General features: G+C 50.3%; 16 protein-coding genes. 5 read left to right on the top strand and 11 right to left on the bottom strand.

Annotated elements, in window-relative coordinates; genetic code table 11:
- Positions 1–5 precede the first annotated feature (5 nt).
- The 8 genes from atzF to AVO41_RS03785 form a co-directional block, all read right to left on the bottom strand.
- The gene (gene atzF, locus AVO41_RS03820; protein ID WP_068582789.1) at positions 6–1,829 is read right to left on the bottom strand and encodes an allophanate hydrolase; all 1,824 of its coding nucleotides are present in this window, start codon (positions 1,827–1,829) and stop codon (positions 6–8) included.
- Positions 1,826–5,455: an urea carboxylase gene (uca, locus tag AVO41_RS03815; protein WP_068582785.1), complete on the bottom strand. Its 3,630-nt coding sequence runs from the start codon at positions 5,453–5,455 to the stop codon at positions 1,826–1,828. Before uca ends, atzF begins: the two co-directional genes overlap by 4 nt.
- A 311-nt stretch (positions 5,456–5,766) precedes the next feature.
- A complete protein-coding gene (locus tag AVO41_RS03810; RefSeq protein WP_201022831.1) occupies positions 5,767–6,405 on the bottom strand; it encodes an urea amidolyase associated protein UAAP2 in 639 nt (212 codons plus the stop codon).
- A complete protein-coding gene (locus tag AVO41_RS03805) occupies positions 6,398–7,141 on the bottom strand; it encodes an urea amidolyase associated protein UAAP1 (protein ID WP_068582781.1) in 744 nt (247 codons plus the stop codon). Before AVO41_RS03805 ends, AVO41_RS03810 begins: the two co-directional genes overlap by 8 nt.
- Positions 7,134–7,619, bottom strand: a complete 486-nt coding sequence (locus tag AVO41_RS03800) for a CopG family ribbon-helix-helix protein (protein ID WP_068582778.1) — start codon at positions 7,617–7,619, stop codon at positions 7,134–7,136. Before AVO41_RS03800 ends, AVO41_RS03805 begins: the two co-directional genes overlap by 8 nt.
- On the bottom strand, positions 7,619–8,530 hold the full coding sequence (locus AVO41_RS03795) for an ABC transporter ATP-binding protein (RefSeq protein WP_068582775.1): 912 nt from the start codon (positions 8,528–8,530) through the stop codon (positions 7,619–7,621). The genes AVO41_RS03800 and AVO41_RS03795 overlap by 1 nt, the downstream gene beginning before the upstream one ends.
- A gap of 19 nt (positions 8,531–8,549) precedes the next feature.
- Positions 8,550–9,530, bottom strand: coding sequence for an ABC transporter permease (locus AVO41_RS03790; protein WP_235584645.1), 981 nt, complete (start codon positions 9,528–9,530; stop codon positions 8,550–8,552).
- Between the two features lie 167 nt (positions 9,531–9,697).
- On the bottom strand, positions 9,698–10,429 hold the full coding sequence (locus AVO41_RS03785) for a biotin--[acetyl-CoA-carboxylase] ligase (RefSeq protein WP_068582773.1): 732 nt from the start codon (positions 10,427–10,429) through the stop codon (positions 9,698–9,700).
- Between the two features lie 233 nt (positions 10,430–10,662).
- On the opposite strand from AVO41_RS03785, the gene AVO41_RS10695 reads away from it, so the two are divergent.
- Positions 10,663–11,490 carry a hypothetical protein gene (locus AVO41_RS10695; protein ID WP_153003468.1) on the top strand — a complete coding sequence of 276 codons (828 nt, stop codon included), beginning with the start codon at positions 10,663–10,665 and terminating at the stop codon, positions 11,488–11,490.
- Positions 11,484–12,335: a type II secretion system protein gene (locus tag AVO41_RS03780; RefSeq protein ID WP_082676488.1), complete on the top strand. Its 852-nt coding sequence runs from the start codon at positions 11,484–11,486 to the stop codon at positions 12,333–12,335. The genes AVO41_RS10695 and AVO41_RS03780 overlap by 7 nt, the downstream gene beginning before the upstream one ends.
- 44 nt (positions 12,336–12,379) lie before the next feature.
- Here the strand turns inward: AVO41_RS03780 and AVO41_RS03775 are convergent, their stop codons facing one another.
- The 3 genes from AVO41_RS03775 to AVO41_RS03765 are packed head-to-tail and all read right to left on the bottom strand — an operon-like array spanning position 12,380 to position 16,119.
- Positions 12,380–14,095, bottom strand: a complete 1,716-nt coding sequence (locus AVO41_RS03775) for a type II secretion system protein (RefSeq protein WP_082676486.1) — start codon at positions 14,093–14,095, stop codon at positions 12,380–12,382.
- Positions 14,088–15,512 carry a type II secretion system protein gene (locus tag AVO41_RS03770; RefSeq protein ID WP_068582763.1) on the bottom strand — a complete coding sequence of 475 codons (1,425 nt, stop codon included), beginning with the start codon at positions 15,510–15,512 and terminating at the stop codon, positions 14,088–14,090. Before AVO41_RS03770 ends, AVO41_RS03775 begins: the two co-directional genes overlap by 8 nt.
- Positions 15,513–15,546: 34 nt before the next feature.
- Positions 15,547–16,119, bottom strand: coding sequence for a hypothetical protein (locus AVO41_RS03765; RefSeq protein WP_153003467.1), 573 nt, complete (start codon positions 16,117–16,119; stop codon positions 15,547–15,549).
- 230 nt (positions 16,120–16,349) lie between these two features.
- Here AVO41_RS03765 and AVO41_RS03760 point away from each other — a divergent pair, with 230 nt between their 5' ends.
- The 3 genes from AVO41_RS03760 to AVO41_RS03750 all read left to right on the top strand — a co-directional run bounded on the left by AVO41_RS03760 (position 16,350) and on the right by AVO41_RS03750 (position 18,189).
- Positions 16,350–16,934 carry a prepilin-type N-terminal cleavage/methylation domain-containing protein gene (locus AVO41_RS03760; RefSeq protein ID WP_068582757.1) on the top strand — a complete coding sequence of 195 codons (585 nt, stop codon included), beginning with the start codon at positions 16,350–16,352 and terminating at the stop codon, positions 16,932–16,934.
- 10 nt (positions 16,935–16,944) lie between these two features.
- Positions 16,945–17,541, top strand: coding sequence for a prepilin-type N-terminal cleavage/methylation domain-containing protein (locus AVO41_RS03755; protein WP_068582754.1), 597 nt, complete (start codon positions 16,945–16,947; stop codon positions 17,539–17,541).
- A 72-nt stretch (positions 17,542–17,613) separates the two neighbouring features.
- Positions 17,614–18,189 (top strand): type II secretion system protein, encoded by a 576-nt coding sequence (locus tag AVO41_RS03750; protein ID WP_068582751.1) that lies wholly within the window; start codon positions 17,614–17,616, stop codon positions 18,187–18,189.
- Positions 18,190–18,255: the final 66 nt, after the last annotated feature.

The raw sequence follows: 18,255 nt of genomic DNA, 5'->3' as shown, positions 1-18,255 counted from the left end.
TAGCATTAGGACGTTTCGTCTTTACTCGCTCTTTGCGCCATCCAATTGCGCCAACCACCGGTTTCGGTGATGTCGAGGGCGCCTTCAATGCCGTAAGGCTCGCAGACAAACCCGACCACTTCACGCCCGTCAATGAGCTCGACTTTTCCCAGGCCCAGCGGTGAGGGAATCAGAGCTAAAAAAGAGCCCAAATGCTCTCTGGGCATGGCCCAGATTTCCAGTTCAATCGAGGCCCCACCTTCAGATTGCTTGACCAGACCGGGTTTTAGAAGAGGACGTTCATTGAGTTCATAAAATCGATATTTGGCGGCGGTTTGCATGGTTTCAATCCTCTTTGCACCGCGCTCAATCAACTGCTGATTGAGCGGAAAACCGGACAGATGCGCCCCCACCACCGCCAGAGAAATCCAACGATCCTGTACAAACCGGGACGGGGCCATAGGCGGCACCGGGACTTTCATCGCTCCAGCCGTCGAGGTAAACGCCCCCTGCAATCGATCGGTCAGTTGCAACAAGGGGGTATCGGCGCCAGCTGGCGCAAAGAAGGTCACGCCGGCTGGCAAACCATCGTCTCGAAAACCGGACGGCATCGCCACCGCCGCGTAATCAAGCAGATTCATAAAATTGGTATAGGTGCCCAGTCGACTGTTCAGCTCAATCGGCTGCGCCTCAACCGCTTCGATCGAATAGATGGTGGGGGTGGTCGGCGTCATCATGCAATCGATCCCGGCTTTCTGCCAGAGTTCGCGGGTCACACGCTGCGCTTTCTGCAACTGATAACCACCCCGATAGGCATCCGCGGCGCTCAGATCCCTGGCACCGCGGACAATCGCTGCCACACTCGGGTCCATTTTCGTCTCATTGGCGTCAAAAAAAGCCTCAATCGCCACGTAACGTTCTGCCACCCAGGCACCACCGTATAACAATTTAGCGGTATCCAGCCAAGGCTTGAATGGCACCTCCACCACCTCATAGCCCAACCGCTCAAGCCGTTCGATGGCGGCAAGAAAATTGGCTTTTGCCTGCGCATCGTCATCGAAATAAAGACTTTCGGCATCCGGAATGCCAATAACCGGCTTTGCGTTCCAGACTGGCGGCAAAAGCGCCTCCGCCGAGCGGCTGTACTCATCCGCGGGATCATACTGCCCCGCGACCTCAAGCACAGCCTGAGCATCCTGAGCATTGAACGCAAACACACTGACCACATCCTGGGATCGCACCGCAGGCACTACGCCTTGCATGCTGAGCCGACCTTTGGAAGGTTTCAGACCGACCAGATTGTTAAACGCCGCCGGCACCCGGCCGGAACCGGCCGTATCGGTGCCCAATGAAAAGGTGCACAAGCTCTTGGCCACCGCCACGGCAGACCCTGAACTGGAACCGCCGGAAATCATGTCGAAATCAAACGCATTGTGACAGGCGCCATACGGTGAGCGTGTGCCAACCAAGCCGGTTGCAAACTGGTCCATATTGGTTTTACCGATTGGAATCGCACCTGCGTCAATCAACAAGGACACCACCGTTGCCGACTGTTCCGGCACGTAAGCATAGTCCGGACAACCTGCGGTGGTCGCAACACCGGCCAGGTCAATGTTGTCCTTAATCACAAACGGAATGCCCCACAAAGGGCGACTGTCAAAATCCACGTCGCCCAGTCGGGTCAGATACGGTTCAATTTGATCCATCTCAAGCAGCGTAATGAACACGTTATGATCATCAAAGCAGCGTGCCTTTTCCAGCAACTCAGGCACCAATGTATGCGGGGTAAGCTGGCCGGATTCATACGCGTTTCTCAACGCACCGATGCTTAAATCTGTCATCGCGCTCATGCCTCTACCTCCATCACCATTAATGCCTGGCCGGTTTGAATCAAATCGCCTTCATTCACCAGAATTTCAGCCACGGTACCCGAAAAATCGGCATTCACCGGAATTTCAATCTTCATGGTTTCAAGAATCGCAATGGTCTGATCCTCTTCTACCTTCTCCCCCGGTTTGACCTGAAGTTTCCACACACTGCCCGTAATCGGAGAAACAGCCGCTTCAAACCCTTCCGGCACTTCCAGCGGCGCATCCGACTGCAACGACTCCTGTGCCGTATCGGCTTCAAAATTTGCCAGGCCTGATTCTTCCCAATACAAACGCTCTGCCTCAAACGCTTCGGATTGCGTCTTTTTAAACGCATCGATGCTGTCCTGGTTTTCGGCAATAAACGTCTGATAGGCATTGAGGGAGAGTTCGGTTTCTTCAATCTCCACGTCAAAGCGCCCTAATGGAAAATCCTGACGCGCCTGTTTCAGTTCATCTTCCGAAACCGGATAAAACTGAATCTGGTCAAAGAAATCAAGCAGCCACGGCTTGGCTTCGGTAAAAACGTCGGTACGGTGATAGGCGTTCCACATTTGCACTGTGCGCCCGACGAACTGATAACCACCGGGGCCTTCCATGCCATACACACACATGTAAGCCCCGCCGATGCCCACGGCATTTTCCGGGGTCCAGGTCCGCGCTGGATTGTACTTGGTGGTCACCAGACGATGACGCGGGTCCATGGGCGTGGCCACTGGCGCACTCAGATACACATCGCCCAACCCCATCACCAGATAACTGGCATCAAACACAATGCGTTTCACCTCTTCTTCGCTCTCCAGGCCATTGATTCGACGTATGAATTCAATATTGCTCGGACACCAGGGGGCATTGGGGCGCACCGTGGTCTGATATTTTTCAATGGCCAGACGGGTGCTGGGGTCATCCCAGGACAGCGGCAACTTCACAATCCGGCTTTTCACGGTCAGGTCCTGGCCGGAAGACAGTTCATCTTCCAGAGCGACCAACCGATCGATCAGATCGTTCTGATGAATGGCTTTGGGGTCATAATGAATTTGAAGCGAGCGAATACCCGGCGTCAGCTCCCGAATGAACGACCATTGTCCGGTTTCCTGGTATTCTTTCAGGCGCTCGAGCAACACTTGAATACGAAAACGAAGGGCCAGATCCAGCTCCATTTGTCCGTATTCGACCAGGACACGGCAATCCCCGGAGCGACGATACTTCACACCAAATTCGTGCTCAGCACTGCTAATTTCATGCGCCAGGCAGGGCTGCGCGATGGGTGATAAAAGCTCCGGAAAACGCATCACGGGCGAAGCCGACAAAGAGGCAATGGCTTGCTCCTGCTCAACCAGCGCCGCTTCGGCGTCTTCTATAGCCACGGCCTGAAAGCGTACGGTGTCGCCCGGGCGTAACTGGCCCATCTTCCATTGTTCGGACTCGATAATGGTGGCCGGGCACACAAATCCGCCCAGACTTGGGCCATCCTGAGCCAGAATCACCGGCATATCGCCGGTAAAGTCAATGGCCCCAATGCCATAGGCATTGTCATGAATGTTTGAGGGGTGCAACCCAGCCTCACCCCCATCCTGACGAGCCCATTCGGGCTTGGGGCCGACCAGGCGGATGCCGGTGCGACTTGAGTTGTAATGCACCTCCCAGTCAACACCAAAGAAACGCTCAATGTCCTCTGGGGTGAAAAAGTCAGGCGCCCCTTGCGGCCCATAAATCACAGCAATCTCATAATGATTGCTTAAGGTCGGAATGGACTGCTCTGGCAAAGCCGGCAGCGGTTCTGGACGTTTGTCGGTGGTCAGGCGAAGCACATCCCCGGCACGCAGCAAGCGTCCACCATGACCGCCGAATCCGCCCAGTGAAAACGTGGTCTTACTGCCCATGTAGTCGGGCACATCAAACCCACCCAACACCGCAAGGTAGGACCGCTGGCCAATGTCCTTGATCACTTTGGATTTAAACTGTTGCCCTGCTTTCACTTTCACCGCCTGCCACATGGGAATCGGCGATTTATCCAACGTAGGTTGAATGTCCGCCCCCGTCACACAAATCACGGTGTCCACATCAAAGGTCAAACCAATGCCGGAGACCGTCATTTCAATGGTTGCGGCATCAACGTCATTATTCAGGCAGCGATTGGCCAAACGGTGCGACAGCGCATCCATTGGCCCGGAAGGTGGCACGCCAATGTCCCAGTAGCCGACTCGCCCGGGATAACTGACGATCATTGAGTGCGTCCCCGGTTGGGTCACTTCCACCGTATTCGGCGTGTGAATAAAGCCATTTAGAAAGTGCGTATAAAGCCCTTTCGCCTGCGTAAACGCGCGATCGCGGCTTAAGGCACCTAAGTACGCCGCATTGGTTTCAAACCCATCGATTCGGGTTTCCGCCAATCCCGCTTGCAATGCGCTCACCGCGGCCTCACGATCCTCCCCCGTCACGATGACTTTGGCCAGCATCGGGTCATAAAACGAACTGACTTCAATGCCGCGCTCACACCAGGTATCGACACGGGCATGGGTCGGCATCTGCCAACCGGTGATTTTGCCGGTGCTGGGCTGAAAATTCTTAAAGGGGTCCTCGGCATAGATGCGCACTTCGATCGCATGGCCTTGGGGCGCCGGCACCGTTGATGGATCCACGGGCAGCGTCTGGTCATAAGCGACACGCAACATCCACTCAACCAAATCGACGCCGCGTACGGCTTCCGTGATGCCGTGTTCCACCTGTAAACGCGTGTTCACTTCCAGAAAATAATAAGCGTGAGCGTCTGCATCATAGACATATTCCACCGTGCCAGCTGACTCATAATCAACCACCTCGCCCAGCCTCACCGCATGCGCTTCCATTTGGGCAACCTGCTCACGCGAGATGCCCACCGCCGGGGTTTCTTCCACCACTTTCTGATTTCGCCGCTGCAACGAACAGTCGCGCTCGCCAAGAGAGACCACTGTGCCTCGGCCGTCGCCAAAGATCTGAATCTCTATGTGACGCGCATTGACCACAAATTTTTCCAAAAACAGACCGGCTTGCCCGAAGGCATTCTGGCTAACCCGTGCCACCTGCTCAAACGCCGCTGACAGATCATCGGGACCGTCGCACTTTTGCATGCCAATCCCCCCGCCACCGGCGGTACTTTTTAACATCACCGGGTAGCCGATGCGCTCAGCCTCTATCAGAGCCTGATCCAGGCTTTCCAAGAGCCCGGATCCGGGCAAAAGCGGCACCCCTGCCTGGGTCGCCAGATCTCTGGCGGTATGCTTCAGGCCAAAATCACGGATATGCTCATTGCGCGGGCCGATAAACCGTATGCCCGCGGCTTCGCAATCGTCGGCAAAGGCGGTGTTTTCACTCAAAAACCCATACCCTGGGTGGACCGCGTCCACACCTCGCTTGACCGCCTCAGCCAGCAGCAGCGGTACATTCAGGTAAGTCTCACTGGCGGCATTGCCGGGCAGAAAAATCACTTCATCGGCTTGCTGCACATGCAAGGAAGCTCGGTCGGCGTCGGAGGCCAGGACCACCGATGCAATATTCATCTGCTTAAGCGTGCGAATGATCCGGGTCGCGATCGCACCCCGGTTGGCGATCAATACTTTTTTAAACATGATTATTCCTTTAGTCGAGTCCTGTACACAAGTTCAGATGACGGTTAAAAATGGCCAAAATTCCGCAGTTCTGCGTTGAAAAACTTGACCATGGCCTGCGTTCTCCGCCTTGAACCGCAAAATTTTTTCTCATTTTTACCTCGCCCCTGCCTCGTGCAAAGGACTCTATTCAGGTCGTTCTGAACCCTTGTATTCGTGGGGTCGTTTTCAGACCCAAAACGTTCCAATGAACCAGGCCTGGTCAAACTTGTACCTGCGCGGATCAGAGCTAAGCCACCCGAGCCATTTGGCCATCTTTAAGCGGCACGGCCCTACTCCCACACAATCATTTCAACCGGCGTCGGGTTGTAACCGTTACAGGGGTTATTGAGTTGAGGGCAGTTGGACACCAGCACCAACACATCCATGTCGGCTTTCATCTCCACATAGCGCCCCGGGGCGGAAATGCCATCATCAAAGTCCAGATGCCCATCCGGGGACACCGGCACATTCATAAAAAAGTTGATGTTGCTCGACAGGTCTTCCTTGGTCATGGTTTTGCCGTGATTGCATTCACACTGGCCCAACGCCATCAGAAACGAATCCCGACAGGAATGCATGTGGCGCTTTTCAATCGCATAGCGCACCGTATTACTCTCGGCGGAACAAGCGCCCCCGATGGTGTCATGGCGCCCACAGGTATCGTCCACGATGGTCAGCATTTTATTGCCATGATTGGAAAGCAGCTCGCTGCCCGTGGTCAGGTAAATGTTGCCCTGTTCGCGAATGGTGTCGGTCGCCGAATAACGTTCGCTTTGATCCTGCGCGCTGTAAAAAAGCGTGTCCACGGCTTCATTGCCTTCGAGGTCGACAATGCGAAAATACTGCCCAGCTTTGACCTCATGCATCCAAGGATCACCGGCTTTGACGACTTCACGATACACAATGCGGCTTTCATCGAATTCACTCATTGGGGTTTTCTCCATAAAAAACTTTGGTGTTGTAATAGGCGCGTTCGTTTTCACCACGGTGGCGGCGCGAAGGGTCGTCCTGGGCGACGGGCAACGCTTTAAACACACTCATCTCGATCGGTTTGGGTGCATAGACAGGGTTAGGGTCCATCGGGTGTTGAGCCGTGGACAGGCTCACAATGCAATCCATCTCAAAACGCAAATCAACGTAATCACCTGCTTGGGCATTGTTTTCAACAAAGGTCATACAACCATCGTCTTCAACCCGAACCTTACTGAACCAGTTCAGGTTAGGCACGATGTGGCTTTCGTTCAGCCCCCACTTTTCCAACTCATTAAGCAGGCTGTCATACGCATTTTTGTAATAATCATTGTGCGCTTCCTGATAACCCTTCTCGCCGTATTTACGCTTGACCATCGCCGCATTGGACAGCCCGCCAATGGTGTCGTGCCAGCCGCATGAATCGGCAATCACCGAACACATCACACGCCCCATGTCGCTGAAACACATATTGGGCACGGTCAGAAACGCCGTCTTTTGCGCTTTTAACGTATCGGGCATGTTGTAGCGTTCGTTTTTCACTTCCAGATTATTGATCAGCATGGACACATTGGTCCCGCCTTCCAGATCCGTCAGCCTAAGCACCGTGCCTCGACGAATCACGCCAGACCAGTGGCCACCGCCTGGAAGCGTTTCTTTCCATATAAAACCATTGTATGAAGACGCGTCAGCCATGCGTTTGCTCCTGTTCGAGTTGATTGTTCTGTGTGGTAAAAATAGGCGGCAGTGCCGAGTGGGTGAGATACAGATTGCTGTTTTTGATGCCGCGATTGGCCTGCATTTCATCACTGATGCGTTTGAGTTCCTGCGCCGGCCCCTGCATCAGATTCACTTCGAGTGTGTGTTGGTCCATGAGCTGAATTTGTGTGCTAGAAATAATCTCCGCCACATGCCGGTGTTTGAGCTGATTGAGCTTTTGCTGCAATCCAGGCACCGAGTGGTCGTAGACCAGCGTAAAGGTCCCCGCCATAATCTCATTGGTAAAGTCCTGATAGAACGCCGCCGCTTCCTTGTGAATCAAGTCGGCGAGTATGGCCGAGCGATTGTTAAAGCCGCGCTTTTTGGTCAGCCATTCCAGCTCCTCCACCACCTTGGCGGGCAAGGACGCACTGGTGCGAATCAACGATTGTGTGTTCTTTTCAGTTTGCATCATTAAAAAATATCCGGAACTTCCGAATCGACCGGAACCATACGGACCATGCTCAGTTTGTCTTCCATGTCGATTTGTTTTTCTTCTACGGGGTGAACCAGGCTTTCCAAATACGCTTTGGTTGCTAGAAACGGTTCGCTCAACAGGGTGTCGTCGGCTCTGGGTCGAGGCAACGGCACTGAGACCACTTCCTTCACCCGACCGGGGTTGGCCTCCAGCACTAAAATTCGGTCCGATAGATAAATCGCCTCTTCCAGGTCATGGGTAATAAAGAAAATAGTAATGTCGATGTTTTGCCAGATTTCGAGCAGGTATTGCTGCATCTTCAAACGGTTTTTGGGGTCGAGTGCGGCAAACGGCTCATCCATGAGCAGGACTTTGGGCTGATTGGCCAAAGCCCGGATGATGGCGACCCGTTGCTTCATGCCGCCTGAGAGCTGATGCGGATAAGATTCGGCGAACTTATCCAGCCCCACCAGATCGATCCACTGCAAGGCTTCAATTTCAGCCTGGTTTTTTGACATACCGCCTTCGACCAGCCCGAACATCACGTTCTTTTTCACCGTCATCCAGGGAAAGAGTGAATAACTCTGAAACACCATGCCGCGATCCGGCCCCGGTCCTTTGGTCTCAGCCCCATCCATCAGAATCGCGCCACCATCAATGGTTTCCAGTCCGGCAATCAAGCGAGCCAGGGTAGACTTACCGCATCCCGAGGGCCCCACCACACAGACAAATTCTCGCTTATAGGCGGTAAAGTCGATGTCTTCCAACACTTTGACCGCCCGTCCTTTGTGATAAAACGACTTATCCAGGCCTTGAATGTTCAATGCTTTCGGCCGCTTGAGAATGCGCTCGTTTCGGTCCTGAATCTCAGGCGTTGTCCATTTTTTGAGAGAAGAAGGGGTTGCCATAAAAAACCTTTAAAGTGTTTTATTTACCGGTGTGCCAGGGAAACAGACGCTTGCCAAGGCGTGCCAGAATCATGTCAGTGATCAGACCAATCAAACCGATGATTAAAATCGCAGCAAACACGTTATCGAAATTCTTGTACCGGGCCTGCTGGGTAATGAACCAGGTGATGCCGGAACTGGTACCGATCAACTCGGCCACAATCAAATACGTCCAGGCCCAGCCCAGCAGGATGCGCATGTCCCGATACAAGTCGGGGAGAATGCCTGGCAAAATCACACGGCGAATCATGCGCGCGCCCTTGCACCCCAGGGTCAGAGAGGCCTCCACCAGCGCAATGTTGAGCTTTCGCGTCGTGGCCGCCACAATCAACACCATCTGAAAAAACGTACCGATGAAAATAATCGCAATTTTGGGCGCGTCATAAATACCCAGAATGGCCACTGCCAAGGCCCCAAACGCAGGCGCGGGCAGGTATCGGAAAAACTCGGTAAACGGTTCGATCAATTGAGAAGCCGCGGCATAGGTCCCTGCCATCACCCCCAGCGGAATGCCGAAGAACATGGCCCAGAAAAACCCCCAGGCGATGATTTGAATCGAGTGCCAGAGACTTTCATGCAACCAGGGCTCGTTACTGCGTTTTGGAGGCGTGGTGAAAGCGGTGTAAAACGCGGTGACCACCTCATGCGGTGCGGGCAGATAGACAGGGTTGGCAGGTACCCCTTGAGGCAACGTCTCCGCTGGCGCGTCCGGATCGGCTTTAAGTTTCTTTTCAAGCTCAATTTCAAACACGGCCCGATCGACCAGCGTTCCTTCCCGAAAATAACTCACCCCACCCGGATCGGTAATTTCCACCTTGGGATGCCAAATGTGAGGCACATAACTGACCAGGCACCAAACCAGGATGGGCAGTGCGAAACTGGCAAACGTCAGTAAGCGGACGGATGTTTTATCGAGCGCAACGCGGGGTGTGGTCCAGCGTTGTAGCATGCCTTGAGCCATGAGAAACCTGCTTCGTATTACTTTTTCTTAAAATCGTAATAAGCAACAGACATGCCACAATCTAAGTAGTTGTTTTATATAGACTTTATATTTAGTTACTCACGCAAAAGAGATTTAAAAGAGAATTTTGCACTTTAGATGTGCATCATTGAACCAGAAAAAGACAATCAATGTTTTCGCAAACGATGTACCCCAGAAGACAGAGTCAAACGCTGACCATTGACGTCTAATTGCGCCTGTCCCAAATCATTGACGCCCAAGTAGATGGCTTCTTTGAGACCGGACGGCTCCACGAGCCGCACGGTTTCATGGCGCTCAAACCAATCATTCGAAGCCCAATACTGCTGTTCCGACCACTCCCAAGGCGCGGTCAGCGAAAAACCGCTCAATTCGGCGACTAAGGCCTCGATCAAAAGCGGTACGGAAAAGTTCGGCAAGGCACTGGCTTCATACATCGCTTCCTGGTCATGGACGGAAACCTCGACTCGATTAATGCCGACCCCCAGTATCAGGCAGCGACCGTCCGGCGTTTTGGCCTGCTCAATCAACAAACCGGCGACCTTACCCTGCGCATCGTACAGATCATTGGGCCATTTCAAATACAAAGGTCCATCCACCTGTTCAAGCAGGCATTGATGAAGCACACTGGCCAAACGCAAACTGACATGCCCGGGCAAAATGGGACGATGCCCCAGAGGCCATGCAATCGAGAACGTGGCCGATTGGGCATTGCTCTGCCAGCGTCGGTTTTGCTGCCCATAGCCCGCGGTCTGCTCATGCGCCCAACAGACCAATGGCCGAGCTGTATCCTTGTCAGCCAGCCACCGTTTTAAATATTGGCTGGTAGAGTCCACGGTTTCCAGCTCAATCAAGTCATGGTTTTTATAATGTGTCAGCATGGTTGAATGGTCTTTATGAAAGATAATTTGATTGAATAATCATTTTGTATGAGCAGTTTTTGAGGGCAAAACATACAAGCGATGAAATCAAACAATACATTTTTGCGTACTTATACTATTTTTGGTAGCCTAGAGCAAAACACAACTGCGTAGGTTTTTTTATTAGCTTTCAATCCCAGAAACCCAATCAGAATCTTTCCATACAAGGCCAAAGAGGATATGGACTCCTCATTTTGGTTGCCCTTATTTTCTTAGTCGGGCTCAGCACTATCGGCTTTACAACTCTCACTCCAAGCGCCAACTCACTCAAATTAAGAGCAACACTCAAAAACCAGCAAGCACTGAAAGAAGCAAGTCGTCAACTGGAGGTGTTTACACGTAGCATCCCTGAGATTTATGCAACCGACTCAAACGAAAATTTTTATGCACCTGACCGTATTCCCGGCCCTGGCTATTTGCCCTGCCCTGATACCAACCAAAACCAGCGATCCAATGCTCCCTGCGGACAGGGACGTACCTTTGTCTGGGGGCGCTTACCCGTCCGCATCGCTTCCAGGCATATCCAGTTCATTCCCAGGCCTGCTTCCACACCGGTTATCTGGTATGCCGTCGACAGTCGTTACGTCATTCAAAACGCTGACTTTAACAACCCTCCTACCAAACGCTTCAGTCCGTTAAACACCGATCACCCTGGCGATGCTCGGCTCGAACTGGAAAGTCAGACAGATATCGTTGCATTGCTGTTTATCACACACAAAGCCATGCCTATCAACGCCACTGATCTGACTCAGCATACAAACTCCCACCTAGCCAGCAACTCATCGCCAATCTTTCAAAAAAACCAAGGGCAATTCTGGGTCCTCACACATCAACGCTGGCAGGAATTGATCAAAAGCCGCGCAGAACAAGCTACAGAACTTTGTACTCAATCTCAAGAAGAACCCGGATGGTTTAACCCTTGCACGAACTCACAAGACCCAACCTCAAACTGTCCAGCCCCATCGGGCACTCAGCCGACATCAAACCCAGTCGGCAGTAATTGGCGAGCATTGTTATGCTAAATCAAACAAACAAGGGATTTACCCTATTAGAACTGATGATCGTTTTAACTTTGGTGTCCATTATTATGATGCCTGTCGTTGGCATCAAACAGGGCTTTTTTTACCACGAAAAATCAGTTGAAAACCGGGAACGACTGGTCAACATCCAACAATCCATGAAAACATTTATTCAAATAAACGGCTATTTACCCTGCCCAGATACAAATGGCGATGGCCAACAAGACCGCATCAGCAACCTTCGCTGCCGGGATGATCAGGGTCAGTTGCCCTATCTGGATTTACAGGTAAAGGCAAATGACGTTTATGGCAACCCAATCTTATATGCCGTGAACACAAATGCTGACAACACAGATATTTTAGAGGCCTGCACCTCGGCCAGCCTTTTTGGGCACAGTGGTCAGGTCACGAACACATGGCAAAAGTGTGATACAACAGACAAACGTTTTTGCAAACTCACTCAGTGTCAAAATGCTTGCGATGGTACATGCAAACATAATGAGGTCGTTCGCCAACAGCCGCCATACCTGCACACATTGACGCCCCCTCGAGGTATGACCTCGGCCTTAAACGGTGCTCTCAGAGTATGCGGCCACCAAGCTGATACGTGCAAAAACAAAACCCCTCTCAGCAAAGTTGACGCAAACGTCGTCCCTGTTGTGATCGTGAGTTTCGGCCCAAACGGACAGAGTACATGGCAAGACTGTGACAATGCTTACCCAGAAGAGCAACTCAACTGCAACGGCAAACGTTATTTTAATCAGAAACCGTTGAGCGACCACTTCCGTCATCAGTTAACCTGGCTGAGCACACCAGAGATCAAAACGCTCATCAATAGCCATTGGTAAATCACCAGGCTTGGTCAAACCACTTCTTCGTGCTTATAAAATGATTAATTCAACCGCTCAATATCAAACTCGTAAAAATAACTGTCCGGGGTGGACCAGGTACGAAAACCGGTAAACAACTTTCGATCACTGTCGAATTCATCTTTCGGATCCAATGTATGTGTCTGGGTAAAATCAAACCGCGGGCGCCAATTACCATAATAATCGACCATATCATACACCGTGACCGTCACCTGACGCTGTAGCATGGACTCGGCGTCACTATCATCCTCCGTTGGCGTCACGCCTGTTACCTTAATTGTCATTTTGTGAATGTCCTGCCACCAGGCATCGTCCGTTTGATTTGAAGGGCAACCATTCGTTTGAGCCGCTTTGCAAGGAATGCCTTCATCCGATGACCTGCCCTCACTATTAGGACGATCGTTATAACGGAAATAAGCACCGTCATAAGGCCCATCATCGCTTTCCTGGTTTTCACCCTCTTGCCAGTCCCGCAAAAGCATCGAGCTCTCATTCTCAGCGGCACCGCTGTAGCCCCGGTTAAACTGAACCACATAGCCCCGATCAACCACAGCTTGCGAAGCCGTGTCATTTTGAAGCAAGGTATCAAAGAAAATACCGTAACCGCCCTCATCACCGCTACCCAATTCAACAATGCTGTGCAAAATGTATTCGTCTGTTCCTTCCGGTATTTCGATAAACAGCGCTCGCTCTTCGTCCTGTGTCTGAGTGAGGACGGTCACCTCTTCGGTGTCGCCGTCACCGTTGACGGTAATGGTTCGAGGATCAGACGCTTCCTCCCAACCACTTTGGCCACCTGTCCTATCTAAGCCCCCTGTAGACGTTGAATTCAAAAATTCTTCGATACCTTCAGAGGTCTGAAAATTATTTTCCGAGACCATATTGGGTGCTTGCGTCCGTTTGCCCATGCCCAGAAGCTTTTTCACTTCATAGGCCGAAATCCAGATCAGAGCATCATCAAACCCGTCTTTGGTTTGCTGGGCATTGTGCAAGAGCTGATGATCAGCGCCATTAATGGAATAGGTTGCATTGTCACAATTGAGCTGTTCTGCACCTGTCAATTCCGCAGGACAATTCGGAACACCGCCAGACGGATAACTGGACCCGGTTCCTTTCCAGGTTTTATCACTGTTGGCACCAAACGACACCACCGCAGAGATCGTGGACGAAACTTCAAACTGTGAACTGCCACTACAGTTGCCTTCAGCGACCCCCTTACCGCAAACAAAGATCAAACCTTCTCCACCGTCTTGGGCAGAGGGAGGCGTTTTCAGCTGAAAATAAGGCGCGGCATCGTCCATATCCGCCGGGGTTGTGGGAGTGTGACCATAGTAGCTGGCGGATGAATCACTATTGCGAACCGCATCCTGACTGGCACTGGCATCAACCGTCGTCACATAATAAAAAGGCTCCCCAAAAGCATTGCGCGCATGGGTTTTTAGGGTTTGATGAGGCAAAAAACCTTCATTCGCATCACAATGCTGTTCCGACACATCTTCCGTGCCATCATTATCCGCATCTGGACATGGCAAAGTACGGTTGCGTGCGACATAAGCCATAATCGACGCTTTTACATCAGCAAGCTTCTGCTGGTCTTCCACATATTTTGCGCTAGATCGAGGGCCGTCAAACATGCGAAGCAGTCCAGTTGTCACAAAGCCGATAATGACCAGAACCAGGGCGATTTCGACCAAGGTAAAACCGCTATGGTTCCTTTTAAAGGGCATAGCATTAACCATCAGGGCAGTCCATATCTGGATCACTACAATAAACAACCTGATCAAAGCCACTAATTTTAGAAGTTGGTATTGGATTTTTATTTATATAAAGAACTCCACCACTACCTGAAATACTTCCATTATTATGAAAGTTTCCATTTATATATACCGTATTATTTCCCGAACCAAATGAAATACTTCCAGCCAAAGTTTCTTCAATATAAATCAGATTATTTCCATCCTGCAAAGTAATAGTACCATTATTATGTAAATCTTCTTCAATCCTAATTGAATTATTTCCCCCGCCATTTTCACAAAGGCTGGATTCATATATCTGCCCTGCTAAAGTCTCATCAATTTGTATAGCGTTGTCACCACAATTTAATTCAATCTCTCCATTGTTATGTAACTCTTCCGTCCTAACAATATTATTTCCCGATAAAAAAAGACCACCCGCTATTCGGCCAATATTAACATTACCATCTGTTAGTGACTCGTTATCATTATTATGAATTCCATCACCTTGCTCGAGATTCTCATCCTGCAACCCAGCATCAATTAAATTTTGATTAGGAACATAGCCACTACCGCCACCGGCAGGATCATCAGGAGGGTCATCATTCCCTCCACCACCTGAACCATCAGGCAAAACATTGGGAGTAAAGCGCTTAATTTCTAAAGCTGTCAACCAAATCAGTGTATCATCAAAAAAATCATTATCTTGGCGGCTTTGTTGACCTTTATATAGGGTTTGGCTGGTTCCGTTTTTCGCATCACAATTATTCTGCTCTTCGTCTGCCACACCAGGACAACCGTTCGAACCGAGTGATAGAACGACGAGCGGGGTATCAGAAACAAGGTTATCTGCATCACCATTCATGACTTTAACATCATAGTTTCCAACCCCTTCCAAAGCATCTGAAGAAGTGTCGTTGGCACTTCTTGAAGCCACAGGATAAGTACCTAACTCAAAACAAGGTGGCGTAGTTTTGCCAGCATCACTGACTGTACAGTTTGGATCGCTATAAAAATAAGAAGCACTGGCAAACGAGGATGCGGGAACTGAATCGGCTCCCTGATTAACAAGGTAATAATAGGGATTTCCCCAAGGATTCTTTGAATGCGTCCCCAAGTCTGCAAAAGGAAGCTCATCATTTGATGACGTACAAGTATTGTCACCCTCTCGATTTTCCTTACCATCACCATCCGTATCAGGACAAGGCAAATACCCATTCACCGCCACAAAACTCAGCAATGCCTCTTTAATATCCTTCAGTTGCCGCTCGTCCTGCTTAAAATCGGCACTGTCTCGAAACGCGCCTATCCCGCCAACAATGCTTGCGCTTAAAAACCCTAGAATCGCCAAGACGATGGCGATTTCTACCAGCGTAAAGCCGTTTTGGTTCTTTTTTGCTAACAATCGAATCATTGTTTTCATGGCGCGACATTCCTTTTAACCAGGCCTGGTGGTTTTAACAACCAAGCTCGTCTCGATAGAGATAAACGACCGGGGTCGAAGCATTGATAACAGGCAGACCAGCTGAATCACCCTGCCAGCTGATTTCTAAAAGCAGATTTTGATCGGTCGCAACGTCACAGGCTTTCTCAACGCCCGGCGAAGGAGTGGTCACATCACTACAACTACCCACCACATAATTATTGGCGTTAGCGGGATCGTTGTCATTGTCAATAAGAGGCTGAATGTGTATTTGATTTTCGTACGGTTTAAAAGCTTGAAACTCTACCTCAGTATAGCCAGCCGCATCCGGCACCATCAAATAACCGGCATCCGATTCATTATCAGCCCCCGCACAAAAAAGTTCTGGGTATTTTGAAAAAAGAATGATCAGATCCTTCAGGTCTTCAAGACGCTGCTGGATTTTTTGGTCTTGATCACGCTGCATTTCATTGGCCGTCTGCATCGCTGCCTGATAAAAAAAAGGGGTTACCACCAAAATCAACAACATCATGGCCATCAGCAGAACATAACCCTTTTGGCTGGCATGGTTTTGGGGTCTAATTTTCCGGATTATCGGTTCTGTCATCACAGTTGCCTATCACATTAACCACAATGGCCTTCAATTATCCTACTCCGAACCGCTGATGCTGTCATCCGCCCTAACCAATCCGCCCAGCTTTATTTGCCCCAAGACAATGTCAAATCATAAGATTTTTGAGGGTTTTTGATTAAAACCGATTGCGTTCAGGCCAATTCTTAATAGAATGTAATGAAAAACTAGCAACGGCTAGGTTTTGCAAAAAACAAGGAGACAGTATGCACTCAAACACATCAACAAAAAAACAAAATCAAAAAGGCTTCACCCTCGTCGAAATTGCGATTGTACTCGTTATTATCGGCTTATTGCTTGGTGGCGTTTTAAAAGGGCAAGAACTTATTGAGAACGCTAAACTTCGGAATACTACTAGCAACTTACAAAACTTCCAAGCAGCTTATTACTCATACCAAGACAGAATTGGAACCGTGCCAGGCCTAAATGGCGGCACTACTGGCCAGATTGATGGCTCACTGGCAAACACGGACTCTGGTTCTTTTTTTGACGACATTTTCACTCAAGGCTTTACTAAAACCAATGACCCACAAACAGACTTTGGCACGTATTCAGCAGGTTACGAAACAGGAATAACTGGTCGAACAGACAGTGGTCCAACTGCTGGGAACTTTGTTTGCATTGACGGCATAACAGATGATGGCATTCCTCAAGGAATTGATACTAAACTTGATGATGGAAACGGACAAACAGGCATAGTTTTATATTTAGACAACTCTGGAACTAATCCAGCAGCTAGTGCCTATGCTAATGATGGGACAAACTCTTATGATCTTTGCCTAGATTTATAGCCTCAAACTGATGTTAAAGCCAGCTAAAGGGTTCACCCTGATCGAAATCTCACTGGTCCTGGTCATCATCGGCTTGTTATTAGGCGGTGTTCTTAAGGGCAGTGAGATGATTGAGAATGCCAAAATTAATCGGGTGATGTCAGACCAGGAAGAAATTCGGGCGATTCTGTATGCATTTCAGGATCGGCACAATGCGCTACCCGGTGACTTTGCCAATGCCGATGAAGTGTTGGAGCTCAATGGCGCCAATGGCAATGGTGACAACGTGATAGATGGTGCCTGGAACAGCACCGACAATGGCGTTGAAAGCCGCCAAATGTGGTTGCATTTGCGCGCCTCCGGTTTCATTTCCGGCAACACCACCACATCCACCCAGCCGCAAAACAGCTTTGATGGCATCATGGGTGTCGAAACCGATGGGTTTGGCATGCTAGGCCATGTGATATGCATGTCTAACATCCCCCGCGACGTGGCCATTGGCCTGGACAGCAAGCACGACAATGGCCGGACGCAGGATGGTCGCATCCGCGCCGGAAACGTCGATACCGGTAGCAACGCAATCACCGCACTTGACAGCGAACGTGTGTTTGTCTGTTTCGCCGAATAACTACGCATTTCTATTTAAATATTCGTCATTTTCTGTACACTAAGGGTCCGCTCATCAAATTTGAGAGGGCCTATGCACTCTGCGCTAAATCCTCGTCATCCTCGAGGCTTTACACTGGTTGAAATCGCCATCACCTTAGTGATCATCTCACTGCTTCTAGGCGGCACATTAAAAGCTCAGGAGTTGATCACATCAACGCAGATCAACCAAACCATACAGGAATTTCGAAACTTTCAGGCGGCCTACTACAGTTATCAAGACCGGATGGGCCACCTTCCCGGCGAATCAGCCACGGCGGGTGAATTATTGATTGCCCACACCAATAACACCGCGCATGACGAGGAAGACCGTTTCTTTTATGATTTGGCCGATCAGGGGTTCATCAAACAATCACAACCCTCACCGCCCTCTGCCATCGCTGATTTTTACACCGCCGGTTTTGGCAGCAGCCAAAACGTCAACACGCACGAGACTGTGACCATCGAAGATGCCAACCAACTTTGTGCTCGATCTTTGAATGACAATGCGTTTGCTCGCGCGCTGGACAACAAACTAGACGACGGCAAACCAAAAGACGGTGATGTCCGGGCGGATGAAGAAGATTACTCATCTGAAGACTTGTCCGTGGTCTGCATGCGGCTGGACTAGTGAACGCGGCGCTTTGACAAGAAGTTGTCACAAAAGACGGCTTTACCTTAATCTTGCATTTGTTAC

Source organism: Thiomicrospira sp. WB1, from assembly GCF_001507535.1.
Classification (GTDB): Bacteria; Pseudomonadota; Gammaproteobacteria; order Thiomicrospirales; family Thiomicrospiraceae; genus Hydrogenovibrio.
The sequence above is the reverse complement of the archived record's forward strand: the minus strand, read 5'-3'. Positions and strand labels throughout refer to the sequence as shown.